This is a genomic window from Aestuariivirga sp., assembly GCF_047602625.1.
Classification (GTDB): domain Bacteria; phylum Pseudomonadota; class Alphaproteobacteria; order Rhizobiales; family Aestuariivirgaceae; genus Aestuariivirga.
Genome location: NZ_JASGGV010000002.1, coordinates 1,105,043 through 1,129,369 on the forward strand (window position 1 = coordinate 1,105,043; position 24,327 = coordinate 1,129,369).

The 24,327-nt window shown below is 62.4% G+C and carries 27 protein-coding genes and 1 pseudogene; 15 read left to right on the forward strand and 13 right to left on the reverse strand.

Going from position 1 to position 24,327, the window contains the following annotated elements:
• The first annotated feature begins 2 nt into the window (after positions 1-2).
• The 4 genes from araD1 to QM694_RS10400 are packed head-to-tail and all read left to right on the forward strand — an operon-like array spanning position 3 to position 3,260.
• On the forward strand, positions 3-998 hold the full coding sequence (gene araD1 / locus QM694_RS10385) for an AraD1 family protein (protein ID WP_415006863.1): 996 nt from the start codon (positions 3-5) through the stop codon (positions 996-998).
• Complete coding sequence (locus QM694_RS10390; protein WP_415006864.1) at positions 995-1,888, forward strand: 2-dehydro-3-deoxygalactonokinase; 894 nt, start codon at positions 995-997, stop codon at positions 1,886-1,888. Before araD1 ends, QM694_RS10390 begins: the two co-directional genes overlap by 4 nt.
• Positions 1,888-2,523 (forward strand): 2-dehydro-3-deoxy-6-phosphogalactonate aldolase, encoded by a 636-nt coding sequence (locus QM694_RS10395; RefSeq protein WP_415006865.1) that lies wholly within the window; start codon positions 1,888-1,890, stop codon positions 2,521-2,523. The genes QM694_RS10390 and QM694_RS10395 overlap by 1 nt, the downstream gene beginning before the upstream one ends.
• Entirely contained in the window at positions 2,520-3,260 is a 741-nt protein-coding gene (locus QM694_RS10400; protein WP_415006866.1) for an SDR family oxidoreductase, read from the forward strand. Before QM694_RS10395 ends, QM694_RS10400 begins: the two co-directional genes overlap by 4 nt.
• A gap of 6 nt (positions 3,261-3,266) precedes the next feature.
• Here QM694_RS10400 and QM694_RS10405 read toward each other — a convergent pair whose 3' ends face one another.
• Genes QM694_RS10405 through QM694_RS10420 form a run of 4 tightly spaced genes read right to left on the reverse strand, consistent with a single transcriptional unit; the run spans position 3,267 to position 5,568 of the window.
• Entirely contained in the window at positions 3,267-3,704 is a 438-nt protein-coding gene (locus QM694_RS10405; RefSeq protein WP_415006867.1) for a DUF1178 family protein, read from the reverse strand.
• A complete protein-coding gene (locus QM694_RS10410; protein ID WP_415006868.1) occupies positions 3,701-4,549 on the reverse strand; it encodes a carbon-nitrogen hydrolase family protein in 849 nt (282 codons plus the stop codon). Before QM694_RS10410 ends, QM694_RS10405 begins: the two co-directional genes overlap by 4 nt.
• The gene (gene grxC / locus QM694_RS10415) at positions 4,546-4,806 is read right to left on the reverse strand and encodes a glutaredoxin 3 (protein WP_415008607.1); all 261 of its coding nucleotides are present in this window, start codon (positions 4,804-4,806) and stop codon (positions 4,546-4,548) included. Before grxC ends, QM694_RS10410 begins: the two co-directional genes overlap by 4 nt.
• A 3-nt stretch (positions 4,807-4,809) precedes the next feature.
• Positions 4,810-5,568, reverse strand: coding sequence for a ComF family protein (locus QM694_RS10420; protein WP_415008608.1), 759 nt, complete (start codon positions 5,566-5,568; stop codon positions 4,810-4,812).
• 58 nt (positions 5,569-5,626) lie between these two features.
• On the opposite strand from QM694_RS10420, the gene QM694_RS10425 reads away from it, so the two are divergent.
• The 4 genes from QM694_RS10425 (at position 5,627) to QM694_RS10440 (ending at position 8,303) form a co-directional block, all read left to right on the forward strand.
• A complete protein-coding gene (locus QM694_RS10425) occupies positions 5,627-6,451 on the forward strand; it encodes an inositol monophosphatase family protein (protein ID WP_415006869.1) in 825 nt (274 codons plus the stop codon).
• On the forward strand, positions 6,448-7,287 hold the full coding sequence (locus QM694_RS10430) for a methyltransferase domain-containing protein (RefSeq protein ID WP_415006870.1): 840 nt from the start codon (positions 6,448-6,450) through the stop codon (positions 7,285-7,287). Before QM694_RS10425 ends, QM694_RS10430 begins: the two co-directional genes overlap by 4 nt.
• 181 nt (positions 7,288-7,468) lie before the next feature.
• Positions 7,469-7,828 carry an ArsR/SmtB family transcription factor gene (locus QM694_RS10435; protein ID WP_415006871.1) on the forward strand — a complete coding sequence of 120 codons (360 nt, stop codon included), beginning with the start codon at positions 7,469-7,471 and terminating at the stop codon, positions 7,826-7,828.
• Positions 7,812-8,303: an SRPBCC family protein gene (locus QM694_RS10440; protein WP_415006872.1), complete on the forward strand. Its 492-nt coding sequence runs from the start codon at positions 7,812-7,814 to the stop codon at positions 8,301-8,303. Before QM694_RS10435 ends, QM694_RS10440 begins: the two co-directional genes overlap by 17 nt.
• A 276-nt stretch (positions 8,304-8,579) precedes the next feature.
• Here QM694_RS10440 and QM694_RS10445 read toward each other — a convergent pair whose 3' ends face one another.
• From QM694_RS10445 to QM694_RS10460, 4 genes are all read right to left on the reverse strand, one after another.
• Positions 8,580-8,969 (reverse strand): hypothetical protein, encoded by a 390-nt coding sequence (locus tag QM694_RS10445; RefSeq protein ID WP_415006873.1) that lies wholly within the window; start codon positions 8,967-8,969, stop codon positions 8,580-8,582.
• Positions 8,970-9,215: 246 nt separating this feature from the next.
• On the reverse strand, positions 9,216-9,614 hold the full coding sequence (locus tag QM694_RS10450) for a (deoxy)nucleoside triphosphate pyrophosphohydrolase (RefSeq protein WP_415006874.1): 399 nt from the start codon (positions 9,612-9,614) through the stop codon (positions 9,216-9,218).
• Positions 9,614-10,852: a bifunctional glutamate N-acetyltransferase/amino-acid acetyltransferase ArgJ gene (gene argJ / locus QM694_RS10455; protein ID WP_415006875.1), complete on the reverse strand. Its 1,239-nt coding sequence runs from the start codon at positions 10,850-10,852 to the stop codon at positions 9,614-9,616. Before argJ ends, QM694_RS10450 begins: the two co-directional genes overlap by 1 nt.
• 30 nt (positions 10,853-10,882) lie before the next feature.
• Positions 10,883-11,878: a peptidylprolyl isomerase gene (locus QM694_RS10460; RefSeq protein ID WP_415006876.1), complete on the reverse strand. Its 996-nt coding sequence runs from the start codon at positions 11,876-11,878 to the stop codon at positions 10,883-10,885.
• Between the two features lie 323 nt (positions 11,879-12,201).
• On the opposite strand from QM694_RS10460, the pseudogene secA reads away from it, so the two are divergent.
• A pseudogene (gene secA, locus QM694_RS10465) lies at positions 12,202-14,926 on the forward strand (preprotein translocase subunit SecA).
• A gap of 275 nt (positions 14,927-15,201) precedes the next feature.
• Here the strand turns inward: secA and QM694_RS10470 are convergent.
• Positions 15,202-16,647: a multicopper oxidase family protein gene (locus QM694_RS10470; RefSeq protein WP_415006877.1), complete on the reverse strand. Its 1,446-nt coding sequence runs from the start codon at positions 16,645-16,647 to the stop codon at positions 15,202-15,204.
• A 150-nt stretch (positions 16,648-16,797) separates the two neighbouring features.
• Here QM694_RS10470 and QM694_RS10475 point away from each other — a divergent pair, with 150 nt between their 5' ends.
• Positions 16,798-16,977: a Flp family type IVb pilin gene (locus QM694_RS10475; protein WP_415006878.1), complete on the forward strand. Its 180-nt coding sequence runs from the start codon at positions 16,798-16,800 to the stop codon at positions 16,975-16,977.
• On the opposite strand, the gene QM694_RS10480 is transcribed toward QM694_RS10475, so the two are convergent.
• Genes QM694_RS10480 through QM694_RS10490 form a run of 3 tightly spaced genes read right to left on the reverse strand, consistent with a single transcriptional unit; the run spans position 16,974 to position 19,052 of the window.
• Positions 16,974-17,927 (reverse strand): acetyl-CoA carboxylase carboxyltransferase subunit alpha, encoded by a 954-nt coding sequence (locus tag QM694_RS10480; protein ID WP_415006879.1) that lies wholly within the window; start codon positions 17,925-17,927, stop codon positions 16,974-16,976. The genes QM694_RS10475 and QM694_RS10480 overlap by 4 nt on opposite strands.
• Before the next feature lie 56 nt (positions 17,928-17,983).
• On the reverse strand, positions 17,984-18,931 hold the full coding sequence (locus QM694_RS10485; protein WP_415006880.1) for a site-specific tyrosine recombinase XerD: 948 nt from the start codon (positions 18,929-18,931) through the stop codon (positions 17,984-17,986).
• Positions 18,909-19,052 (reverse strand): histidine kinase, encoded by a 144-nt coding sequence (locus QM694_RS10490; RefSeq protein WP_415006881.1) that lies wholly within the window; start codon positions 19,050-19,052, stop codon positions 18,909-18,911. Before QM694_RS10490 ends, QM694_RS10485 begins: the two co-directional genes overlap by 23 nt.
• A gap of 108 nt (positions 19,053-19,160) precedes the next feature.
• Between QM694_RS10490 and QM694_RS10495 the strand changes: the two genes are divergently transcribed.
• Genes QM694_RS10495 through QM694_RS10505 form a run of 3 tightly spaced genes read left to right on the forward strand, consistent with a single transcriptional unit; the run spans position 19,161 to position 22,160 of the window.
• Positions 19,161-19,751 carry a shikimate kinase gene (locus QM694_RS10495; protein WP_415006882.1) on the forward strand — a complete coding sequence of 197 codons (591 nt, stop codon included), beginning with the start codon at positions 19,161-19,163 and terminating at the stop codon, positions 19,749-19,751.
• Positions 19,744-20,871 (forward strand): 3-dehydroquinate synthase, encoded by a 1,128-nt coding sequence (gene aroB / locus QM694_RS10500; protein WP_415006883.1) that lies wholly within the window; start codon positions 19,744-19,746, stop codon positions 20,869-20,871. Before QM694_RS10495 ends, aroB begins: the two co-directional genes overlap by 8 nt.
• Positions 20,868-22,160 (forward strand): HlyC/CorC family transporter, encoded by a 1,293-nt coding sequence (locus QM694_RS10505; RefSeq protein WP_415006884.1) that lies wholly within the window; start codon positions 20,868-20,870, stop codon positions 22,158-22,160. The genes aroB and QM694_RS10505 overlap by 4 nt, the downstream gene beginning before the upstream one ends.
• Positions 22,161-22,328: 168 nt before the next feature.
• Here QM694_RS10505 and QM694_RS10510 read toward each other — a convergent pair whose 3' ends face one another.
• A complete protein-coding gene (locus tag QM694_RS10510; RefSeq protein WP_415006885.1) occupies positions 22,329-22,598 on the reverse strand; it encodes a BolA family protein in 270 nt (89 codons plus the stop codon).
• 60 nt (positions 22,599-22,658) lie between these two features.
• Here QM694_RS10510 and QM694_RS10515 point away from each other — a divergent pair, with 60 nt between their 5' ends.
• Together QM694_RS10515 and cobS are read left to right on the forward strand one after the other, a co-directional pair.
• Positions 22,659-23,261: a J domain-containing protein gene (locus tag QM694_RS10515; protein WP_415006886.1), complete on the forward strand. Its 603-nt coding sequence runs from the start codon at positions 22,659-22,661 to the stop codon at positions 23,259-23,261.
• Between the two features lie 71 nt (positions 23,262-23,332).
• Entirely contained in the window at positions 23,333-24,322 is a 990-nt protein-coding gene (cobS, locus tag QM694_RS10520; protein WP_415006887.1) for a cobaltochelatase subunit CobS, read from the forward strand.
• The last annotated feature ends 5 nt before the right edge of the window (positions 24,323-24,327 follow it).

Genomic DNA, 24,327 nt, shown 5'->3' on the forward strand with positions numbered 1-24,327 from the left:
CCATGCACATCGTCCAGATCACCGACCAGAAAGGCAAGCGCCGCGTCGGCGTGGTCGAAGGAAACGACATCGCCCTTTTGAAGAAAGTCTCCCGCACCATTGATCTGGCCGCGCTCGCCATAAAGGGTGGCAACAAGCTGGGGGTGGCGGCAAAGTCGCTCAGCGGCGGCGGCACAGAAAGCTATGCGAAGGCGCTGAAGGACCGCCGCGTTCACGTCCCCGTCGATCATCCTGATCCCGCGCATTGCCTCGTCACTGGCACGGGGCTTACGCACCTTGGGTCAGCCTCAGCACGTGACAAGATGCACCAGAAACTGGCAGGAGAAGCCGAGCAGCTCACCGACAGCCTCAAGATGTTCAAGATGGGTCTTGAGGGTGGCAAGCCGGAAAAAGGCAAGGCGGGCGTCCAGCCGGAATGGTTCTACAAGGGCGACGGCTCATGGCTCGTTGCACCCGGCCAGCCGCTGGAGCGCCCCGCCTTCGCGCTTGACGGCGGCGAGGAGCCGGAAATGGCCGCCATTTATCTGATCGGCCCGACAGGCAAGCCGCATCGCCTGGGCTTCGCGCTTGGCAATGAATATTCCGACCACATCATGGAGCGGCAGAACTATCTCTATCTTGCTCATTCCAAGCTCCGGCAATGTTCCTTCGGCCCTGAACTGGTGGCGGGCAAAATTCCCGATCACATCGAAGGCATGAGCCGCATCCGCCGGAACGGCCAGATCATCTGGGAAAAGCCATTCCTCACCGGTGAAGGCAATATGTCCCATACGCTCGCCAATCTTGAATTCCATCACTTCAAATACGATCATTTCCGGCGCCCCGGCGATCTTCACGTGCACTTCTTCGGCACCGGCACGCTTTCCATTGCCGATGGCGTGGAGACGAAGGATGGCGACGAATTTGAGGTGGAGGCGGCCCCCTTCGGCATGGCGCTGCGCAACAGGCTCAAGGCCGTGAAGGAACGCTACAAGCCGGGCGCGGTGAAGGCCCTGTGACGAAGCCCTTCATCGCGCTGGATTGGGGAACCACCTCTTTCCGCGCCTATCAGATTGATGCACAGGGGGCTGTGACCGATACGGTTTCCGCCCCTGAAGGCATTCTCTCGGTCAGTGATGGCGATTTCGACGCTGCGCTGGAAAAACACATTGGCGCGTGGGACGTGGCGCTGCCCGTCCTCGCTTCCGGCATGATCACCAGCAGGCAGGGGTGGATCGAGCTTCCCTATGTTCCCTGCCCCGCCGGCCCGGCTGATCTTGCGGCGGCGCTACATCATCACGCCAGCCGGCGCGGGCGCCGTATCGCATTCGCCACCGGCCTCTCCTATCGCCATGAAAATGGCATGCCGGAGGTGATGCGGAGCGAGGAAACGCAGGTGTTTGGCAGCCTTGATGGCACGGCCAGCCATTTCGTGACGCCCGGCACCCATTCCAAGTGGATCGACACCAGCGGTGGGCGCATCACAAATTATACGACCTATGTCACGGGCGAAGTGTTCTCCGCTCTCAAGGACCACACCATCCTTGGCCGCCTGATGACGGAAGGCCCGGCGAGCGAGGATGCCTTTGAAAAAGGCGTACGCGCAGCGCTCGATGACCCTGCAGGCTTCCTGCATCGCATTTTCGCCACCCGCACGCTGGGGCTGTTTCACGAAATGCCTGCCGAGCATCTCGCGTCTTTCCTGTCGGGTCAGGTCGTGGGGACGGAAGTGGCCCACGCCATGGCCTCACGTTCCAAAGCCGCTCAATATGTGGTGCTGGCTTCGCAGGGCATCGGCAGCCGCTACATGAAGGCGATGGAGATTGCCGGGTTGAGCGCGCGCTATGGCGACCCATTGTCCATCGTCAAGGGCTTGCGCAACATTGGCCAGCATGCGGGAGTGATCTGATGACATTCGATAACGCCGCGAAAGCCTGCGGGCTTGTCGCCATCTTGCGCCGCATCACGCCAGACGAGGTGATCGCAGTTACTGAAGCGCTCTACCAGGCGGGCCTGCGGATCGTCGAAGTACCGCTGAATTCGCCGGACCCTTTCATCTCGATCTCCCGGATTGCCAAGGCTTTTTCCGGCCGCATGATCTGCGGTGCGGGCACCGTGCTTGACCGTGACGATGTGCAGCGCGTGAAAGATGCAGGCGGCGAAATCTGTGTGTCTCCGGACTGTAATCCCCTGGTGATCGCCCGCGCCGTGAATGCTGGTCTTGAGGCCCTGCCCGGCGTATTCACGCCAACCGAAGCCTTTTCAGCCATTCGCGCCGGAGCGAGAAACCTGAAACTGTTTCCAGCCGAGGCCGCAAGCCCCGTGACAGTCAAGGCATGGCGCGCGGTGCTGCCGAAGCACGTGCAGGTCTTTGCGGTGGGCGGCATCACCCCCGCCAACATGCAGGGCTGGATTGACGCGGGCTGCGCCGGTTTCGGGATTGGCTCCAATATTTACAAACCCGGCATGACCGCCGATGATGTTGAAAAATCAGCCAAAGCCTTCATGGCGGGCTGGAAGAATTTGAAAGGGATGGGAGCATGAAGGTCGCAATCGTAACGGGTGCTGGGTCAGGCATTGGCCGCGCCGTGGCGCGCGCGCTCGATAAAGACGGCTACAGTGTCGTGCTGGCCGGCCGCCGCGCCGATGCGCTGGCCGAAACGGCAAAAGGCATGAAGCCGGACACGCTGCCGATGCCCACGGATGTCACAGACCCGGCATCTGTCTCGGCATTGTTCGCGGCAGCTGTCAAAAAATTCGGCCGTGTCGACGTTGTGTTCAACAATGCCGGAACCGGCGCGCCGGGCACCATCAATCTGGAAGACCTCACCATCGCGCAGTGGAAATCGGTGGTTGATACCAATCTTTCCGGCGTTTTTTACTGCATCCAGGAGGCCTTCCGGGTGATGAAGGCGCAAACACCGCGCGGTGGGCGCATCATCAACAATGGCTCGATTTCCGCCCACGCACCGCGGCCCAATTCAGCGCCCTACACGTCCACCAAGCACGCGGTCACCGGCCTCACCAAATCCGCCTCCCTCGATGGCCGCAAATACGATATCGCCGTGGGGCAGATCGATATCGGCAACGCCGGGACAGATATGACTGAAAAGATGAAATCCGGCATGCCGCAGGCCAATGGCACCACCGCGCCCGAGCCGACCATGGATGTGGAGAACGTCGCCCGCACCGTATCCTACATGGCCTCGCTTCCCTTGGATGCGAATGTGCAGTTCGTCACGGTGATGGCCACCAAGATGCCCTATATCGGGCGCGGCTGAGCGGGTTCAGTTTCCGTCTTCGGGCAGGCGCGGCAGGGGATGGACGTCGATCCCCTCCTCCATCAGGGCCTTGGCATCATCCGAGGTCGCCTCGCCATAGATGCCGCGCTTCTCGGCCTCATCATAGTGAATCTTGCGGGCTTCCTCGGCGAAATTCGTGCCGACATATTCGGAATTCTGCTCCACATGCCGGCGCATTTCGCGCATCATCTGCATGAGCTGCTGGGCGCGCGGATCAAGCCCACCGCCTGCTACCTTCACCTCGGCCTTGCGGTTGGACTTGGCGGGGATGCCGGGCGCCATCAACTGCTTCCCGACCTTTGCCGAACCGCAGGCGGCGCACACCACAAGACCTTCCGCCGCCTGCGTATCGAAAGCAGCACTGTCGCGAAACCAGCCATCGAAGGCATGGCCCTGCTCGCAGATGAGGTCATAGCGGATCATGGGCGTGAGGTAGCAACGGGCGCGGCGCGATTCAAGACAAAGGGCCGCGCATGGTTGAGTGCCGGGATGCGCCCTCGGGCCTCGGCCACCTCCGCAAGATCAAGATCGCATGGGATAATTCCGGGTTCGATGCCGCCTTCCGCGATGATCTTCCCCCATGGGTTCACGGCGAGGCTGTGGCCATAAGTCTTGCGCCCGCTCTCATGCGCGCCGCCCTGTGCTGCGGCCAGCACGAAAGAACCCGTCTCGATCGCCCGCGCCCGCAGCAGCACATGCCAATGCGCCTCGCCTGTCGGCACGGTGAAGGCGGAGGGGATGTTGAGGATCTGCGCCCCTGCTAATGCCAGTTCGCGGTAAAGCGCCGGAAACCGCAGATCATAGCAGATCGTCATGCCCAGCAGCGCATCACCCATAGATGCAATAACTGCCGTATTTCCCGCCGCATAGGCATCGGACTCGCGCAGGCGCTCACCGGTTGGCAGGTCGACGTCGAAGAGGTGAATCTTGTCATAGCGCGCCGCGATTGCGCCATCGGGCGCGAACAGCAAGGAGCGGTTCAGTAGCTTCTCACCATCCCCCTTGAGCGCCAGAGAGCCGATATTGAGCCAGATGCCGAGTTGGCGGGCCAGTTCGGCGAAGGCCTTGACGGATTCGTCCTCATTTTCCGGGCGCGCGAGGCTGCGCAGGCGCGGACGGTCGGGTTCGAGGATGTTGGTCATTTCGGGCGTGGTGACGAAGCTGGCGCCCGCTCCCGCCGCCTGCCGGATCATGGCGGACGCCTCGGCCACATTGCGGGCCATGTCGCGCCCGCTCCGCATCTGGATGAGAGCGGTCTTCAGGATCACAGCGCCGCCAGAAGGGGATCGAGCCTGCCCTGCCGCTCCAGCGCATGGAGATCGTCCGAACCGCCAACATGCTGATCACCAATGAAAATCTGCGGCACCGTGCGGCGGCCATGAGCGCGCGTCGTCATCGCCTCACGGAGCGCCGGATCGCCGCTGACATCGATTTCCTCGAAGGAAACGCCCTTGCGGGTCAAAAGCGCCTTGGCGGCATGGCAATAGGGGCACCAGGGCGTCGTGTAGATGGTGACAGGCATGATCGTCTAAATATGAAGCTGGGCAGGCATCAGCACAAGGGCGAAGGTCAGCACGTCAACCTGCCGCGCGCCGTGGGTTTTCAACACCTTGGCACAGGCGGAGGCGGTGGCGCCGGTCGTCAGAACGTCATCGACCAGCAAGATATGCCGCCCGGCGATGCCCGGCTGTTTTTCGAGCGGCACGCTGAAAGCGCCTTTGAGGTTCTTGCGCCGTTCAGCGCCATCGAGCCCGACCTGCGCCTTGGTGGCCTTGCTGCGCAGAAGCATGTCGCCTTTCCATGGCTTTCCTGATGACAGCGAAAGCCGCTGCGCCAGATAGGCGGACTGGTTGAAGCGCCGCTGCCAGAGGCGGAACCGGTGCAGCGGCACCGGCAGGATCAGTTCCGTCTCCTCCAGCAGCTTCCGGCCGGCCCGCGCCATCATGCGGGCCATCAGGATGCCTGCCTCCTGCGTGTCGTGATATTTGAGGCCATGCACCAGCTTCCGCGATGCGTCATCGAACACGACAGCGGAGCGCGAACGGTCCCACGCAGGAGGATTGGCGATGGCCGCGGGGCTGACGGTGCCTTCGCCCTCATCATAGGCAAAGGGCGTACCCAGCACGGCGCAGACGGGCTCATCGATCTGCTTGAGAGCGGGCCAGCAGATAGCGCACAGGCTTGAGGGCTCTCGCACCAGCGTGTGGCACGCGAGGCAGCGCGGTGGCGTGACCACATCCACAAAACCGCGCCAGAGGCGCTCCGCCAAGGCCTGACCCGTTTGCATGCCAGTCACGCTAGCATCCCCCGGCAATCTGGTCTAACGGCAGCCAAAGGAGATTTTGATGAGCTTCAAACGCACCGATCTGGACCGTCTTGCCGCCATTCTCGCCGATGCGGCGGCGACCGAAATCATGCCGCGCTTCCGCAGCCTGCCTGCGGGCGGAATCCGGGAGAAGACCTCGGCCCTTGATCTGGTGACCGATGCCGATGAGGCGGCGGAATGGAAAATCCGCGACGCCTGCGCGAGAGCCTTTCCCAAGGCCTTGTTTGTCGGGGAAGAATCGGTCGAGCGCGATCCGGCGCTGATGGCGAAGATCGCCGATGCCGACCTCGCTATCATCATCGACCCCGTGGACGGCACCAGCAATTATGCCTGGGGCCTGCCGCTGTTTGGCGTGCTGGCCGCCGTGACCCGCAAGGGCGAGGCCATCGGCGGTCTGATCTTTGATCCCGTCTGCCGCGACTGGCGAAAGGCCTTGAAAGGCGAAGGCGCCTGGGGCGAGACGGTGGATGGCAAGAGCTGGGATCTGAAGGTGGCGAAGCCTGCGGCCCTTTCAGAGATGACCGGCACCGGCTCGTGGTACCTGATGCCCGAACCACAGCGGAGCCGCACCGCCGCCAATCTGGCCAAGGTGCATGCCTCTTTCGCCTATCGCTGTGCGGCTTATGAATACCGCATCATCGCTGATGGCGTGGTGCATTTTGCCTTACATTACAAGCTGATGCCGTGGGACCATGCGGCGGGCGTGCTGATCCACGCGGAGGCTGGCGGCTATTCCGCCTGTCACGACGGCACGCCCTATGATGCCACGCGCCACAAGGGCGGACTGCTCTCGGCCCCCGACAAGGACTCGTGGCATGTGTTGCAGCAGGCGCTGCTGACGTGAGCGAGGCCCCGGCCCTCTTCGACCGCGCGCTCTATGTAAGGCGCATCGCCCATGCGCGCCAGCATGGGCCGGACATTCTGGCCCGCACCGCGGCGGCGGAGCTTGACGAGCGGCTGTCGCTGGTGACGCGGAATTTTGCCCGCGCCCTTTTGATCGCGCCCGACCCTGAGCCCATTGCCGACATGCTGCGCCTTTCCGGCAAGGTGGCGGCCCTTGAGATGCGCACGCCTGCCGTCGAAGAGAACCTGAATCTCTTGTCTGATCAATATGATGCGGTGTTCCATATTCTCGATCTTCACGCCGTGAACGATGTGCCGGGCACGCTGGCGCAGATCCGCCGGGCACTCAAACCCGATGGGCTGTTCCTCGCCTGCCTGTTCGCAGGCGAGACGCTGACGGAGCTTCGGCAATCCTGGCTGGCGGCGGAAGCGGAGATCTCAGGCGGTGCGACGCCCCGCGTGGCGCCGATGATCGGCGTGCGCGAACTGGGGGCGCTGCTGCAGCGGGCCGGCTTTGCGCTGCCGGTGGCGGATATGGACCGCACCATCGTGCGCTATGCCGACGCGCTCTCCCTCATCCATGAGATCGGCGAGCTGGGCCTCTCCAACGCCTTGATCGGGCGGGAGAAAAAGCCGGTGAACAAGCGGCTCCTGGGGGCCGTGGTGAATTACTACCACCAGCATTTCGCCGACGACGATGGCCGCGTCCGCGCGACGCTGGAACTGGCCTGGGCCACCGGCTGGGCCCCGCATGAAAGCCAGCAGCAGCCCTTGAAACCCGGCAGCGCCAAGGCCCGCCTCGCCGATGCGCTGAAGGTGCCGGAGCAGAAGCTCTGACCGCTCTTGGGCATGCGGTTGGATGCATTTGCGCGCCAGAATTGTTGCTGCACAATGCATTTTTGATGCATTTTTGATGCGTTTGGGATGCCAAAATGGGGCCTGCCAGATTGACTCTGTCAATTTCCGCAAGAAGCCGCCCCTTGCCAGCCGCGATGACTTGAATTAGATACTGAACCAAATGGTTCAGTATCAGCACGCCCGCCTCGATGCCTCCTTCGCCGCTCTCTCGGACCAGACCCGGCGCGGCGTGCTGGAACAGCTGACGCTCGGCAACGCCTCGATCTCCGAACTCGCCAGCAAATTCCACATGACGCTCACCGGCATGAAGAAGCATGTGGGCGTGCTGGAACAGGCGGGCCTCGTCACCACCGAGAAGGCGGGGCGCGTGCGCACCTGCAGGCTGGGCCGGAGCGGACTCGCGGACGAGGCGGCTTGGATCGAAACGCAGCGCCAGCTGTGGAGCGCCCGTTTCGCGGAACTGGACCAGATCGTCGAAGAGTTGAAAGCAGAGGAGACCGCCGATGGCCGGACGCGCTGATGACACGACCAAAGTGGAACGCACCTCGGACCGCGAGATGACGGTGACGCGGCGCTTCAACGCGCCGGCGCGGATCGTCTTCGCGGCATGGTCAAGGCCGGAATTGTTCCAGCGCTGGTGGGCGCCCAGATCGTCGGGCGTGCCGCTTCTCTCCTGCGAGATGGATGTGCGCACGGGCGGCAGCTACCGCCTCGTGTTCGGCCGCGATGCCGCGCAGTCCATGGCCTTCTTCGGCCGCTACATCGAGGTGACGCCGCCCGCCCGCATCGTGTGGACGAATGAGGAAAGCGCGGAAGGCGCCGTGACGACGGTGACCTTCACCGAACAGGACGGCCAAACGCTTCTGGTGCTGCGCGAGGCCTACCCCTCGAAGGAAGCGCTCGACCTCTCCATCGAAGGCATGGAAGGCGGCATGCCCGAACAATTCGCGCAGCTGGATGAGCTGCTGGAGGCATTGGGCGGGAAGTTGGAGTAGGCGGGAGAATATTTTTTATTTGACATGAATAAAATGTCCTCGCCCCTCGGCAGAGGGGAGAGGGCGAGCCCTTGCGAGCGCCGCGCAGCGGCCGGGACGGGGCCCATCGCAACGCGATGGGATAGGAGAGGGGCCAACGGATGTTTTTGCAATATCCGGGTGCCCCTCATCTCCCCCATCGCTTGCGCGATGGGTCCCCTTCTTCTCCCCGCTTGCGCGGGGCGAAGACATGATGCGTTTACGTCTTTCTCGCCGTATGGAAAATATCCGGCCCGTTCAATCGAGGCCCACGTCTCGAACGGAAATGACTTTCATGGCTTTGGTGTCGATGGTGACAACAAATGGGCCAATCAATATATTTTTGTCTTGCTCAAGATTTCCTGACATCTTTGGAATGAACGTGATCGAGACCCGCTGCTTATCCTGCCGCAGTTGAAGAACAGAATATTGATCGATCCTTTTCCCGCTCTGCCTTGCGGCGTTTAAGGCCAGCTCGATGGCGCGGGCTTGTTCAGCGCCAATCTGCAGCGGCCTTTCGAGTACACCTACAACAGGATTTTCAAGTTCAGCAGCGGTGGAACAATTGCCCCATGAAACACAAAGCGCAGCAGCAACTACGACTGATAGTGCCGGATAGGATTTCCTGAACATTTTGACGTTACACATCGTAAATCCATCTCTGGTTTGCGGCGGAATACGCGATGAACGCCCTCGCACCGCGTGAGCGGGGAGAGGGCGAGCCCTTGCGAGCGCCGCGCAGCGGCCGGGACGGGGCCCGCCGCGCAAGCGGTGGGATAGGAGAGGGGCAAACGGATGTTTTTGCAAAGTCCGGGTGCCCCTCATCTCCCCCATCGCAAGAGCGATGGGTCCCCTTCTTCTCCCCGCTTTCGCGGGGCGAAGACATAACACAGCTTACAACAAATCTAAGAGATGCGGGATCAAGGGCACGTCCGCTGGCGGCATGGGGTAATCGCGGAGCTGTTTGGGGTAGACCCATTTGAGCTCCTGTCCCTCGGCGCCGCGCGCCAAGCCTTTCCAGCGGCGGCAGATGTAGAGGGGCATGAGGAGATGGAAGTCCTCGTAAGGATGGCTGGCGAAGGTGAGCGGCGCGAGACACGACTCCGCCACGTCGATGGCGAGCTCTTCCTTCAGTTCACGGATCAATGCGGCTTCGGGGCGCTCACCCTGTTCCACCTTGCCGCCGGGAAATTCCCATAAACCCCCGAGCTGCTTACCCTCCGGGCGCTTGGACAGCAGCACCCGCCCGTCTTTATCGACAAGCGCCACGGCGGCCACGAGGACGATGCGCATCAGCTGCGGTAGGAGCCGTTGATGTCAATGTAGCGGTGGGTAAGATCGCAGGTCCACACCGTGGCGCGGCCCTTGCCCACGCCCACATCGGCCTCGATCAGGATCGAACGGCCTTTCATGTGCGGCATGATCTCTTCTTCCTTGTAGGCGGGATCGCGCATGCCGGACTTCGCCACCTGCACGCCGCCGATGCGGATGCGCAGCTTGTCGCGGATGGCCTTCTCGCCAGCCTTGCCGATGGCCATGACGATGCGGCCCCAGTTTGCGTCTTCACCGGCAATCGCCGTCTTGACGAGCGGTGAATTGGCGACCGACATGGCGATGCGGTGCGCCGCCTTGTCATTTTCGGCCCCGGTGATCGAAATCTCGATGAGCTTTTCGGCCCCCTCGCCATCGCGCGCCACCTGCTGGGCGAGATCGAGGCACAGGCCATCGAGCGCTTTCGCAAAGCCTTTGAGCGCCGCGTCATCGGCTGACTTGAGGCCCTTGGTGGAATTGCCCGCCGTACCGGTGGCGAAGAGCAGCACCGTGTCGGAGGTGGAGGTATCGCCATCGACGGTGATGCAGTTGAAGCTCTTGTCCACCGCCTTCGAGAGAAGCTTCTGCAAAAGTTTGCTGGGCAGCGCCGCATCGGTGAAAATAAAAACGAGCATCGTCGCCATGTCGGGGGCGATCATGCCGGACCCCTTGGCGATGCCGTTGATCCTGACCGACTTACCGCCGAGCTTCACCGTGGCGGTGGCCGCCTTGGCGAAGGTGTCGGTGGTCATGATGGCGCGCGCCGCCTCATCCCACGCGCCAGGCTTTGCATCGGCGTTCAGGCTTTCGAGCGCACCTGTGATGGGCGCGGGATTGAGCGGTTCGCCGATCACCCCCGTCGAGGCCTGGAAAATCTCATGCGGCTTGCAATTGAGAAGTTTCGCTGCGGCGGCGGCGACGGCTTTCACCGTGGCGACGCCCGCCTTGCCGGTGAAGGCATTGGCATTGCCGGCATTGATGACGCAGGCGCGCGCGCTGCCGCCTTTCAGCGCCTCGGCGCACCAGTCAACAGGGGCCGAGCGTGATTTGGAGCGCGTGAGGCAGCCCGCCACCGTGGCGCCCTGATCCATGACGGCGAGCAGCACATCCGGCCGCCCCTTGTAGCGGATGCCGGTGGCGGCGGCGGCAAGCCGGACGCCGCCGATTTCCGGCATGGCGGGAAAGCCCGCCGGTGCCAGCGGTGAAACAGCATGCGCCATGGTGAGAAGCCCCCCGGTTTCTGTGGCTGGTTATTGCTGCGGAATCTGCAGGTCGCCCTTGCCGGCCGAATCATCGCCCGACAGCGGGTCGCTGCCGTCGGTGGCGGATGGCGGCGTCACCACCTGGTTGCCCTGGTTGTCCTTGAAATTCTTGGCGGCCTTGGCGGCTTCCTCGGCGTATTTCTTGAGATCCTCATCGAGGATTTCGATCTTCGAGGAGGCACGCAGCTTGTCCATGACATCCTGCACCTTCTGGCGCAGCAGCACGTTGCGGATGGCACCCTTCACCTGGTCGTAAGGCTGGGCGGCGCCCATCTTGCGGTCTTCCAGCTTGATGATGTGCCAGCCGAAGTCGGTCTTGATGGGCTCCGAAATCTCGCCGACCTTGAGCGCGAAAGCGGCCTTGGAGAAGGCCGGCACCATTTCGGGCGCTGTGAAATAGCCGAGATCGCCGCCGTAATCCTTCGATCCGTCGAGGCTGTATTGCTTGGCGAGGTCTTCAAACTTCTCGCCCTTCTTGAGGCGGGCCTCGATGTCCTCGGCTTCTTTCTCGGTGCCGACGAGGATGTGGCGGGCGCGGATGCGCTCGGTCTGCGCCACCTTGGCGGCTTCCTTGTCATAGGCGGCCTTGATTTCCTCCTCCGTCACCATCGGGCGGATTTTCTGGAAGAAATAGGCATCGCGCAGCGCCTTGGCCTGATAGAGGGCAAGGCGGCGCTTGTATTCATCGGTGTCGGCGATGCCTTCCTTGACGGCGAGCTGGGCCAGCAGGTGGCGCTCGATCAGATATTCGACCACGAAGGGATAGCGCAGCTTGGGCGGCAGGTCGGGCAGCTGGCCGATGATATCATCGGTGGCCATCTGCACTTCCGAAATCTTGATCTCATGGCCATTGACGATGGCGATGGTCTTGTCGTCGGCAGGGGTTGCCGGGACGACATCCTGCGCCAGCGCGGGGCTGAGAAGGCCTGTGCCCAACGAAACGGCAAGAAGGGTCGTGGAGAGGAGAGTCCGGATGCGCAGCATCAAATCCACCGTGTCAATAATCCGATCAGACGAACCCGCCAGGCCCGATGCTGCGCTGCTTGCTCGGAAAACAAGGCAAGAATATGCCTCAACGCCTCCGGAAAAGGGGGTGCCAATTCGGGCGGACATTGGTCTGCCCCGTATGGAGGCGCAAGGGGCGGGTGTGAGATTGCGCCGCCTGTTGCTCTGGCGCAACACATTGAAAAGCCACTTTCACAGCGCCATTTCGGGAAATTGACCAGGCCTCCTGATTGCTCCGGCACGTCAAGTTGACTATGTACCGGCCACCCAGGGCGCCCCGCCCAGACTTAGGAACGAATCACATGCTCGGACTGCGCAAGATCGCCTCGAAGATTTTCGGCTCCAACAATGACCGCAAGGTCGTGAAGTACAAGCCCCGCGTTGACGCCATCAACGCGCTGGAGCCGGAGGTGGCGGCGCTGAGCGACGCAGATTTGAAAGCCCGCACGGCTGATTTCAAGGCGCAGCTCGCAGCGGGCAAGACGCTCGATGACATTCTGGTGCCCGCCTTCGCCACCGTGCGCGAAGCCGCCAGGCGCACGCTGGGCCAGCGCCACTTCGACGTTCAGCTGATCGGCGGCATGGCGCTGCATGAAGGCCGGATCGCCGAAATGAAAACCGGCGAAGGCAAGACGCTGGTGGCCACCCTCGCCGTTTACCTCAATGCGCTGGCCGGCAACGGCGTGCATGTGGTGACGGTGAACGACTATCTCGCCCGCCGCGACGCCGGCTGGATGAGCCAGATCTATGGCTTCCTCGGCCTCACCACCGGCGTGATCGTTCATGGCCTTTCGGACGAAGAGCGCCGCCAGGCCTATGCCTGCGACGTGACCTACGCCACCAACAACGAGCTGGGCTTCGACTATCTCCGCGACAACATGAAATATCACCTCGAGGAGATGGTGCAGCGCGGCCACGCCTTCGCCATCGTCGACGAAGTGGACTTCGATCCTCGTCGACGAGGCGCGCACGCCGCTCATCATCTCCGGGCCTGTCGATGACAAGTCCGACCTCTACAATGCCGTCGATACGTTCATCCCCGCGCTGACGGCGGAAGATTATGAGCTCGACGAGAAGCAGCGCTCCTGCACGCTCACCGAAAAGGGCAACGAGCATCTGGAGCAGGTGCTGGGCGCGGCGGGCTTGTTGAAAGGCGACAATCTCTATGACGCCGAGAACGTCACCATCGTGCATCACGTGCAGCAGGCGCTCCGCGCCCACAAGCTGTTCCAGCGCGACAAGGATTATATCGTCAAGGACGATCAGGTCATCATCATCGACGAATTCACCGGCCGCATGATGCCGGGCCGCCGCTATTCCGATGGCCTGCACCAGGCCTTGGAAGCCAAGGAGCATGTGGCGATCCAGCCGGAGAATGTGACCCTCGCCTCGATCACCTTCCAAAACTATTTCCGCCTCTATGGCAAGCTGGGCGGCATGACCGGCACGGCCTCGACCGAAGCGGAAGAGTTCATGGACATCTACAAGCTCGATGTCCTCGAAATCCCCACCAACGTGCCGGTGGCCCGCATGGACGAGCACGATCAGGTCTACCGCACGGCGCGCGAGAAATATGAAGCGATCATCGAAACCATCAACGAGGCGCGCGCCAAGCGGCCAGCCGATTCTGGTGGGCACGACGTCGATTGAAAAGTCCGAACTGCTCGCCTCATTGCTGGCGCAGAAGAACATTCCGCACAATGTGCTGAACGCCCGCTTCCATGAACAGGAAGCGACGATCATTGCCCAGGCGGGCGTTCCCGGCGCCGTCACCATCGCCACCAACATGGCGGGCCGCGGCACCGACATCAAGCTGGGCGGCAATCTCGACATGCGCGTCGCCACCGAACTCGCCGACGTGACCGACGAGGCCGAGCGCAAGTCGCGCACCAACAAGATCAAGGACGAGATCGAGGCCAACAAGCAGAAGGTGCTGAGTGCCGGTGGCCTGTTCGTGATCGGCACCGAGCGGCATGAAAGCCGCCGCATCGACAACCAGCTGCGCGGCCGCTCCGGCCGCCAGGGCGATCCCGGCCGCTCGCTGTTCTATCTCTCGCTCGAAGACGACCTCATGCGCATCTTCGGTTCGGAGCGCATGGATACGATGCTGAAGACGCTGGGCCTCAAGGAAGGCGAGGCGATCGTCCATCCGTGGATCAACAAGGCGCTTGAGAAAGCGCAGCAGAAGGTGGAGGCGCGCAACTTCGACATCCGCAAGAACCTGCTGAAGTTCGACAACGTCATGAACGACCAGCGCAAGGTGATCTTCGAGCAGAGGATCGGCATCATGAACGGCACCGATGTGGCCGAGACCGTGGACGACATGCGCCACAACGCGGTGCAGGATCTGGTCGCCGCCCATATCCCCGAGAACTCCTATGCCGAACAGTGGGACGCCGAGGGCCTGAGGAACCGGCTCCGCGAGGTGATCGCCATTGATTTCCCGGTGGACGAATGGGCCAAGGAAGAAGGCATCGCCAACGACGAGATCGCCGAGCGCGTCACCAAATCCGCCGATGAAATCTATCTGGCCAAGCGCGAGCGTTTCACGCCCGACGTGATGGGCCAGGTGGAGAAGGCGATCCTGCTGCGCACCATCGACAATCTCTGGCGCGAGCACATCATCACCGTCGATCATCTCAGGCAGGTCATCCACCTGCGCGGCTACGGACAGCGCGATCCGCTGAACGAATACAAGACCGAAGCCTATACGCTGTTCGAGACGATGGTGGACAAGCTCCGCGAGGACACCACGGGCCAGCTCATGCGCGTCGAAATCCAGATGCGCAATCCGGAAGAATGCTACCGGACGAGGATGAGCTTCCCGGCATGGAGGCGCACCACATCAACATGATCACCGGCGACGATGACGTGGGCGAAGGCGGCCTGCTGATGGCGGCGGAACCGCGCGAGCGCCCGCAGGCCGATCCCAAGAACCCCGCCACCTGGGGCAAGGTGGCCCGCAACGACCTCTGCCCCTGCGGTTCGGGAAAGAAATACAAACACTGCCACGGCGCCTATGCGTAAGTAAAAACGCCGAACAGGCTTGCTTTGCTAAGCCTTTCGGATTTAATTACGTTGCCATTCCTGCGCGGAACGTCCTCACCCCTCCAGAGAGGGAGAGGGCGAGCCCTCGCGAGCGCCGCGTAGCGGCAGGGACGGGACCCGTTGCGGCAGCAACGGGGAGGAGAGGGGCCAACGGATGTTCTCACAAAGAGACCGGGTGCCCCTCTTCTCCCCCATCGCTCACGCGATGGGTTCCCTTCTTCCCCCCGCTGGCGCGGAGGGGAAGACGAAGAACGCTACGCCGCGCTGCTGTAGGCCATGACGCCCATCATGCCGGAATTCATGTGATAGAGGTGATGGCAATGCAGCGCCCAGGTGCCGGGGTTGTTGGCGTCGAAGCGGATGGTCACCGTTTCTGACGGCGGCACCAGCACGGTGTCGCGGATGGCGCCCTTGATGCTCTCGCCGTTTACCGCCACCACCTGAAAATAATGGCCGTGCAGATGCATGGGATGCGCCATGCCGGTCATGTTGTGCATCATGAGATCGACGCGCTCGCCCTGGCGCACGGTGAACAGCGTGTCATGCATCGACGGCTTGCCGTTGAGGCCCCACTGATAGTTCTGCTCGCCGCCGGTGAGCATGAGCATTTCGGTGCGGGTGACCGGTTCGGGCGGGAGCTGGCCCACGGCGCGCAATGATTTCTCGAAAGAGAGATCGAGCGCCGCGGCGGCTTTTTCAGCATCAGCAGCCACGCGGACGATATTCGCGCCCGATGTTGCCAGCACGATGCCGGTGCGGGACGTCAGGCCTTCCGGCTGAAAGAGAATCGGAAACGCGCCACCCTCGGGCGGCAACAGAATGCGGATGTCGGCGCGCTGCGCGATGGCGAGCGGAAAGCGGTTGCCCGCCACGGCACGCACGGCGCTGCCATCCACGGCAATGAGTTCGCCCGTGAGGCTCCCGAGATCGATCCACATGTTGCTGGCGGCGGCGGCGTTGATGATGCGCAGCCGCACGCGGCCCCCCTTCTCAACCTGAACCACCTCAGGGTCGGCCAGCGTGCGGTCATTGGCGAGAAAGGCATCGAAGGCGACGTCGTTCAGCATCTCCATGCCGGGCATCGGCATGGTCATTCCCGGCATCTTGGAATGATCCATGGTGCCGCCGGTCATGGTGTGGTGCGCGTGCATGCCGCCACCCTTCTGCAGCTCCGCCAGAATCTCCGCCGGAACGCGGAAGGTGAAGTCATGGACGATCACCACATGCTCCTGCTCGTCGAAGACCGGCTCTTTCGTCTCGCGCACGATGAGCGGGGCGGCCAGCAACTGCTGCTCCTGCAGGCCCACATGCGAGTGCATGAAATGCGTGCCGGTACGGGTGTTGCCGAAATGATAGTCGTAGCTTTCACCGTCTTTCAAAACGGGCTGCGAAATATCGGGAACGCCATCCTGGCCCGTGGGCGGCGTAAGCCCGTGCCAATGGATGAGCGTCTCGAGGCCGGTTTCGTTTTGGAGATGGGCGCGGAACGGTTCGGCAAACTGGAAATCGAGGCCGGGCCTTCCATCAGGGCCGATGAGGCCGAAAACAGACGCCGCCTTTCCGTTCACGTCGAGCGTGCGCCTGACCGCGCGGAGCAGCGGAATATTCTGCGCAATGCCATGGCGGGCGGTGGCTGCGAGAGCCGCAGCGCCTGCGAAACCGGCGAGCATGCCGCGCCTGTTAACCAAGATATTTTTCATGCCTGCCCTCGTGCCGATGGGATGGTTTACGAGATGATAAATAAATTGCGACGAATTGGAGACGATGTTTAACGCCTCCTTGATTTGCGCCGTGGTCTATTGCCCACAGCCGGAAAACTGAGACCCGGCGCTTTTGGGAGCGTATCCGCCGTGCAAGCCCTGATCTGCAATATCCGCGCTGCGATCAAAAATCAGGATGGCGCCACGGCCATCGAATATGCCTTGATTGCGTCTATTTTGGGCATTGCACTGGTGCCGGTGCTGGTCGACACGACTTCGGGAGTCGCTTCACTCTATACCCGCGTGAATGAGTATTTCAGCCTGTTCTAGAGGCTTCGGCCAATCGCCAGAAACTTTTCCCGCCGCTGCGTCCGCAGCACATCGCCCGAAAGACCGCTGAGCGCCTTGAGCGTCCGCCCGATCGCCTCGCCGGTTGCGGCAATCACCTCCGCCCGCCCGCGCTGGGCGCCACCCACCGGCTCCTTGATGATCTCATCCACCACGCCGAGCTTTTTCAGATCCTGCGCGGTGATTTTCATGGCGGTTGCCGCATCCTTGGCGCGCGCCGAATCGCGCCACAGGATCGAGGCAGCGCCTTCGGGCGAAATCACGCTGTAGATCGCGTGTTCCAGCATGAGGACCGTGTTGCCCGTGGCAATGGCGATGGCGCCGCCGGAACCGCCTTCGCCGATGATGACCGACACCAGCGGCACGCCCAATCCCAGGCAGCAATCGGTGGAGCGGGCAATCGCTTCCGCCTGGCCCCGCTCTTCCGCGTCAATGCCGGGCCATGCCCCTGCCGTATCGACGAAGGTGATGACGGGGAGGTTGAATTTCTGGGCCATTTCCATGAGGCGCACGGCCTTGCGATAGCCTTCCGGGCGCGCCATGCCGAAATTGCGCTTGAGGCGGCTGGCCGTGTCATTGCCCTTTTCCTGGCCGATCACCATGACCGGCTGGCCATTGAAGCGGCCCAGCCCGCCGATCACCGCGAAATCCTCGGCGAAGGCGCGGTCGCCCGCCATGGGCGTGAAATCGGTGATCAATCCGCCCACGAAATCAACCGCATGCGGGCGCTCTTCGTGGCGGGCCACCTTGGCTTTGTCCCACGGATCGAGGTTCTGGTAGAGATCGGACAGGATCTTGTTGACCTTCTTTTCCAGCGCCGAGACTTCATCAGCAATCGAAATGGTCTTGTCGGAGGCCGCCAGCGCGCGCAATTCCGCGATCTTGCCTTCCAGTTCAGCGACGGGGGCTTCAAAATCGAGATAGGACGCCATGAAAACTCAATTGCCTGTCAGGTTGGGCGCGAAAGTGGCGGTCGCGCCGGGCAAAGTCAACTTTTCTTGGCCAGCGGATGATGGCTCTCCACCACCTTCCGCAGCCGGTCGGCCTGCACATGGGTGTAGATCTGGGTGGTGGAAATATCGGCATGGCCCAACATCTGCTGCACGGCGCGCAAATCCGCCCCGCCGGCGAGCAGATGGCTGGCAAATCCGTGCCGCAGCACGTGCGGGGAAAGCCGTGACGGATCGAGCCCGGCTTCGGCCGCCAGCCCCTTGAGCTCCAGCGCCACGTGCTGGCGGGTGAGATGGCCTTGAGCGCCCGAGGACGGAAACAGCCATTTGGGCGGGTCATCGGTTTCCGCCCGGAGCGCCTTCACCCAGGCCGAAACCGCTGTTTCAGCGGCGCTGGAGATGGGCACCAGACGCTCGCGGCCCCCCTTGCCTTTCACCAGAATGAAGTCGCGTTCGGCGGAAACTGCCGCAATGGTTAATCCCACAAGTTCGGAAATGCGCAAACCCGAGGCATAGAGAAGTTCGAGCAGCGCCACGAGGCGGAGCGTTTTAAGCCGGGCTTTACCCTGTTTCTTAGACAATCGGGCGCGGGCGGCGGCGATGAGGCCTTTGACCTCGTCCTCTGAAATCAGCTTCGGCAGCGGGCGGCCGATGCGCGGGCTGTCGATGGCGGTGGCGGGATTATCCGGAGAGAGGCCATCACCCAGCAGAAAGCGGTGGAACTGCCGGATGGCCGAGAGCTTGCGCGCTGCCGTGGAGCGGGCCATGCCTTGCGTATCGAGCTCCGCCATATAGTCGCGGATGTGATCGGGCGAGGCCTGTTTCAGGCTCTTACCGGCGCGGGTGAGGAAGGCGTCATAATCATCGAGATCGCGGCCATAGGCGGCAAGCGTGTTCTTGGCAGCACCCCGCTCGGCGGCCATCATCTCCAGAAAGCGCTGGGCCAGCCTTGCATCGCGCGGGTTATTTGGGGCGGAGCTTGTCATGCGGCAGCGGCTTCACGATCTCCGTCTGCTCGGGCGGATAGGAGGAGAGCGCCCAGGCGGTTCCATAAACAAGGCCACCCAAACACGCGATGATTAACAGAAAGCGAACGGTGTCCGGCATCGAATCCTATCCATCGCCAGAGGATACCGCGAACCGCCTGATCCTGAAAGTCTTTGCGGAGCCCTGCCCGAAGCGATAGAACCGCGCGCTGTTCATGGAATGGGGAAAATGGCGCGCCGATCGATTGCCAGGGAGGCCGAAGCCGTGCGGGAACGCCTGGGGCGGCATTCGGTCGTGCTGGTGGGGCTGATGGGGGCGGGTAAATCCAGCGTGGGCCGGAGGCTTGCCGAAAAGCTGAAACTCGATTTCGTCGACGCCGACCATGAAATCGAAACGGCGGCGGGCAAGAGCATTTCCGAAATCTTCGCCGACCATGGCGAGCCCTACTTCCGCGAGGGTGAGCGGCGGGTGATCGCAAGACTCCTTGGCAATGGCGCGCAGGTGCTGGCAACCGGCGGCGGCGCCTATATCAATGATGAGACGCGGGCCCGCATTCAGGACAATGGCGTCTCGGTGTGGCTCAACGCGCCGCTTCCCCTGCTGATGAAGCGGGTGATGAAGCGGCAGGACCGGCCGTTGCTCAAGGCCGATGATCCCGAGGCCGTCATGAAAAAGCTGATCGAGGCGCGCTACCCCGTCTATGGACAGGCCGATGTGACGGTGGAGAGCCGTGATGTGCAGCATGGCCACATGGTGAATGACGTGATCCGGGCGCTGGCCCAATGGGACGGCTGGAGCCGCTTTGAGAAACATGACTGACCATCCCCGCCGCGAATCCGTGCCCGTCTCTTTGGGCAAGCGGAGCTATGACATCGCAATCGGCGAGGGCCTGCTGAAAGAGGCGGGGAAGATCATCCGCCCGCTGCTGAAGCGGCCATACGCTGCCATCGTGACGGATGAGAATGTGGCGAAGGCGCATCTTGCTGCGCTGGAGGTATCGCTTGCGGCGGAAGGCATCGCCAGCACGGCGATCGTGCTGCCGCCGGGCGAAGGCACCAAGAGCTATAAATATCTGGCCGAACTCTGCGACGGGCTGCTGGCGGCGGGCGTGGAGCGCCGTGACCGGGTGATCGCCTTTGGCGGCGGGGTGATCGGCGATCTGGCGGGCTTTGCTTCCGCCATTCTCCGGCGCGGCGTGGATTTCATCCAGATCCCGACCTCGCTTCTGGCGCAGGTCGATTCCTCCGTGGGCGGAAAGACCGGCATCAATTCGGCCCATGGAAAGAATCTCATTGGCGCCTTTCACCAGCCGCTGGCGGTGATCGCCGATGCGTCGCTTCTCGACACGTTGCCGCCCCGTGAACTGGCGGCGGGCTATGCGGAAGTGGCGAAATACGGATTGCTGGGTGATGCCTCGTTCTTCGCGTGGCTCGAGACTGCCGCGCCGCAGATCATGCGCGGCGATTCACAGGCGCGCATCCATGCCATCCGCCGCTCCTGCGAGATGAAGGCGAACATCGTGGCGGAGGATGAAACCGAAACCGGCGTTCGGGCGCTGCTCAACCTTGGCCACACTTTTGGCCATGCGCTTGAAGCTGCAACCGGCTATTCGCAGCGCCTGCTGCATGGCGAAGGCGTTGCGATCGGCATGGTGCAAGCCTTCCGCTTTTCCGAACGTCAGGGCCTTTGCCGAGAGGGCACGGCGGAGCGCGTGGCGAAGCATTTGAGCGAGGCCGGCCTTCCCGTTCACGCCTCGCAGATTCCGGGTGCGCTGCCGCCGCCGGAGAAACTCGTGGACATCATGCGGCAGGACAAGAAGGCGGTGAGCGGCACTCTCACCTTCATTCTCGCGCATGGCATCGGTGATGCCTTCATCGCCCGCGATGTGGATGCCGGAGCCGTGACGCAATTCCTCAAGGAGGACATGAAACAGCGATGAGTCTCGATCTCGGCTTCACCGCCGCCGCCATTTTGATCCTCATTATTCTCTCGGCATTTTTCTCAGGCTCCGAAACCGCCCTCACCGCCACCTCGCGCGCGAGACTCACCGAAATCGAGCGCCGCGGCAGCCGCAGGGCCACCATGGCGCTGGCGCTCACCAACATGCGCGAACGATTGATCGGCGCGTTGCTGCTCGGCAACAATGTCGCCAACATCACGGCTTCGGCGCTGGCCACCGCCGTGCTCGTCAAGATGTTCGGCGACACCGGCGCCGTCATTGCCTCGGCCATCATGACCGTGCTGATCCTCATTTTTGCCGAGGTGATGCCCAAGACCTATGCCATCGCCTATCCCGACACATCGGCCATCCGCGTGGCGCCCATCGTGCGGGTGATTGTTGCGGTGTTCGGGCCGCTGGTGATGGCGGTGGAATGGATCGTCAAGGTGACGCTCCGCATCTTTGGCGTCGACATCGCGAGCGGCCAGGACGTTCTCTCCGCCCATGACGAACTGCGCGGCGCCATCGACCTGCATCTCAAAGAGGGCGCGGTGGTGAAGAAAGACCGCGACATGCTGGGCGGCATCCTTGATCTGCAGGACCTCGAAGTCTCAGACCTCATGGTTCACCGCACCCGCATGACGCTGATCGACGGCAGCGAGCCCGCCTCCGAGATCGTCGCCAAGGTTCTGAAAAGCGGCCACACGCGCATCCCCGTGTGGAAGGACGAGCCCGACAACATCGTCGGCGTACTGCATGCCAAGAACCTGTTCGCGGCGCTTCAAAAGGCGGGCGGCGATGCGTCCAGGGTGGTGATCGAGGACATTTTGAGCCCGGCGTGGTTCGTGCCGGATACGCGCGCCATTCCCGACCAGCTCAACGCCTTCCTGAGGCGCAAGGTGCATTTCGCCATCGTCGTCGACGAATATGGCGAGGTGCAGGGGCTGATTACGCTGGAAGACATCATCGAGGAGATCGTCGGCGACATCAAGGACGAGCATGACGCGGTGGCGACGGGCGTCAGGCCCAAGCCGGACGGATCCTATATCATCGAAGGCAGCGTGCCGGTGCGCGACCTGAACCGCGCCTTCGACTGGACGCTGCCGGATGAGGAAGCGACGACGCTTGCTGGTCTCGTCATCCACGAAGCGCGGATGATCCCGGAGATCGGCCAGGCCTTCAACTTCCACGGTTTCCAGTTCGAGGTGCTGAAAAAGCGGAGGCATCAGGTGACGCAGATCAAGGTGACGCCGTTAAAGCGCGAGGCCGGAGAAGAGAAGAGCGGGTGAGACTCACGTCTCCCTCCCCGCATTTTTCTGTCATCCCGGCGGATGCCGGGAGCCAGACTTTCAACCGGCACGCTGGCGGCCAAGTCTGGGCCCCGGCTTTCGCCGGGGTGACAGATGGAGGGAACATGCGCTTATTGTCTTCGCCCCGCGGCAGCGGGGCGAAGACGATCAGGGCGCTTTGGCCTCGATCGCCAGGGCGTGGACGCGGTGTTTCAGTTCTTCCGCCAGTTCCATGTTCACCATGCGGTGCTGTTCCACGCGGGTCTTGCCTTTGAAGGCTTCAGACACGATCTTGATGCGGAAATGGCTCTCGCCTTGTGGATGCGCCCCGGCGTGGCCATGATGCTGTGCTGATTCATCGATCACCATGAGGTCGACAGGCGCGAAGGCCGCCGTGAGGCGGGCTGCGATCTTTTGTCCGACGGGGCCGAGCGTCATTGCAGGAGGGACTCGCATGAAGCGGTGGAAGATTAAGGTCTGGGCGTTTATACTCGCGCGATGAAGCTCGATTCAAAATATTTCGACAAGATCCGCGTGAAGCCGAGCGCCGAGCAGAAGCAGCGCGCCACGGTGCCGCAATGCGACTGGCCGGGCTGCCCGCGCCCCGGCCCCCACAAGGCGCCGATGGGCCGCGGCAATGAAGGCAAGTTCTTCAACTACTGCACCGAGCATGTGCAGCAGTACAACAAGCAGTACAATTATTTTCAGGGCATGAAGGACGACGAGGTGGCGGGCTTCCAGAAGGACGCCCAGACCGGCCATCGCCCCACCTGGCGCATGGGGCAGAATTCCTTCGCCAATGTCTCGGGTATCCGTCGCAAGGCCGTGAACATGTCGAAGGACCCCTTCGATCTCAACGGCGTGGGCGAAAAACAGGCGGGCCGCCATCCTTCGGGCCGCGCCCTGCGCAACACTGAATTGAAAGCCCTGCAAACCTTGGGGCTGGACGACACGGCAACGCCCGAAACCGTAAAGGCACAATACAAGAAACTGGTGAAGCGGCTTCACCCTGACGCCAATGGCGGAAGTAGAGCCAATGAAGACACGCTGAAGGCCGTGATCCAGGCCTATGACCATTTGCGCGACAGCGGCTTCTGCTGAACAAGCTCGGCGCTTGCCCGCCGCTGTTTGACCGTCTAAAACCGCGCCGCACAGAGGGAAAAACAGGTCTCATGAACGCAAAGGCCAATGGCGAATTGACAGGCATGCCCGACACCAAGGTGTCGGTGAAGCAACTGTTCGGGTTTGAGTCGAATATCGAGGTTCCCGCCTATTCGCAGACCAGCGAATATGTGCCCGATCTCGACGAGGACTATCTCTTCAACCGCGAAACCACGCTCGCCATTCTCGCAGGCTTTGCCTACAACCGCCGCGTGATGGTGACGGGCTATCATGGCACCGGCAAATCCACCCACATCGAGCAGGTGGCGGCGCGCCTCAACTGGCCGTGCATCCGCATCAACCTCGACAGCCACATCAGCCGCATCGACCTGATCGGCAAGGACGCCATCGTGCTGAAGGATGGCAAGCAGGTGACGGAATTCCGCGAGGGCATCCTGCCCTGGGCCTATCAGCACAATGTGGCGCTGGTGTTCGACGAATATGATGCGGGCCGCCCCGACGTGATGTTCGTGATCCAGCGCATTCTCGAAAGCTCGGGCAAGCTGACGCTGCTCGACCAGTCGAAGGTGATCCGCCCGCATCAGGCCTTCCGCCTGTTCTCGACCGCCAACACCATCGGCCTTGGCGACACCACCGGCCTCTATCACGGCACGCAGCAGATCAACCAGGCGCAGATGGACCGCTGGTCGATCGTGACCGCGCTGAACTATCTGCCGCATGCGCAGGAAGCGGGGATCGTGCTGGCCAAGAACAAGAGCTATGCCACCGAGAAGGGCCGCAAGACGATTTCCAACATGGTGCGCGTGGCCGACCTCACCCGCAACGCCTTCATGCAGGGCGACCTCTCGACCGTGATGAGCCCGCGCACGGTGATCACCTGGGCGCAGAACGCCGACATTTTCGGCGACGTGGGCTTTGCCTTCCGCGTGACCTTCCTCAACAAGTGCGACGAGCTGGAGCGCGCCGTGGTGGCCGAATTCTATCAGCGCTGCTTCGGCGAGGACTTGCCGGAAAGCTCCGCCCACATCGCCGTGGCCTAAGCGCC

Coding starts and splice junctions, on each gene's coding strand:
- QM694_RS10470 (WP_415006877.1), bottom strand. CDS start 16,647: ATGAAAAATATCTTGGTTAACAGGCGCGGCATGCTCGCCGGTTTCGCA.
- QM694_RS10400 (WP_415006866.1), top strand. CDS start 2,520: ATGAAGGTCGCAATCGTAACGGGTGCTGGGTCAGGCATTGGCCGCGCC.
- QM694_RS10480 (WP_415006879.1), bottom strand. CDS start 17,927: ATGGCGTCCTATCTCGATTTTGAAGCCCCCGTCGCTGAACTGGAAGGC.
- QM694_RS10420 (WP_415008608.1), bottom strand. CDS start 5,568: ATGCAAACGGGTCAGGCCTTGGCGGAGCGCCTCTGGCGCGGTTTTGTG.
- QM694_RS10515 (WP_415006886.1), top strand. CDS start 22,659: ATGAAGCTCGATTCAAAATATTTCGACAAGATCCGCGTGAAGCCGAGC.
- QM694_RS10450 (WP_415006874.1), bottom strand. CDS start 9,614: ATGCGCATCGTCCTCGTGGCCGCCGTGGCGCTTGTCGATAAAGACGGG.
- QM694_RS10405 (WP_415006867.1), bottom strand. CDS start 3,704: ATGATCCGCTATGACCTCATCTGCGAGCAGGGCCATGCCTTCGATGGC.
- QM694_RS10395 (WP_415006865.1), top strand. CDS start 1,888: ATGACATTCGATAACGCCGCGAAAGCCTGCGGGCTTGTCGCCATCTTG.
- QM694_RS10490 (WP_415006881.1), bottom strand. CDS start 19,052: ATGCCGGACACCGTTCGCTTTCTGTTAATCATCGCGTGTTTGGGTGGC.
- QM694_RS10485 (WP_415006880.1), bottom strand. CDS start 18,931: ATGACAAGCTCCGCCCCAAATAACCCGCGCGATGCAAGGCTGGCCCAG.
- QM694_RS10435 (WP_415006871.1), top strand. CDS start 7,469: ATGGTTCAGTATCAGCACGCCCGCCTCGATGCCTCCTTCGCCGCTCTC.
- QM694_RS10445 (WP_415006873.1), bottom strand. CDS start 8,969: ATGTGTAACGTCAAAATGTTCAGGAAATCCTATCCGGCACTATCAGTC.
- QM694_RS10460 (WP_415006876.1), bottom strand. CDS start 11,878: ATGCTGCGCATCCGGACTCTCCTCTCCACGACCCTTCTTGCCGTTTCG.
- QM694_RS10425 (WP_415006869.1), top strand. CDS start 5,627: ATGAGCTTCAAACGCACCGATCTGGACCGTCTTGCCGCCATTCTCGCC.
- araD1 (WP_415006863.1), top strand. CDS start 3: ATGCACATCGTCCAGATCACCGACCAGAAAGGCAAGCGCCGCGTCGGC.
- QM694_RS10505 (WP_415006884.1), top strand. CDS start 20,868: ATGAGTCTCGATCTCGGCTTCACCGCCGCCGCCATTTTGATCCTCATT.
- aroB (WP_415006883.1), top strand. CDS start 19,744: ATGACTGACCATCCCCGCCGCGAATCCGTGCCCGTCTCTTTGGGCAAG.
- QM694_RS10440 (WP_415006872.1), top strand. CDS start 7,812: ATGGCCGGACGCGCTGATGACACGACCAAAGTGGAACGCACCTCGGAC.
- cobS (WP_415006887.1), top strand. CDS start 23,333: ATGAACGCAAAGGCCAATGGCGAATTGACAGGCATGCCCGACACCAAG.
- QM694_RS10510 (WP_415006885.1), bottom strand. CDS start 22,598: ATGACGCTCGGCCCCGTCGGACAAAAGATCGCAGCCCGCCTCACGGCG.
- argJ (WP_415006875.1), bottom strand. CDS start 10,852: ATGGCGCATGCTGTTTCACCGCTGGCACCGGCGGGCTTTCCCGCCATG.
- QM694_RS10495 (WP_415006882.1), top strand. CDS start 19,161: ATGGCGCGCCGATCGATTGCCAGGGAGGCCGAAGCCGTGCGGGAACGC.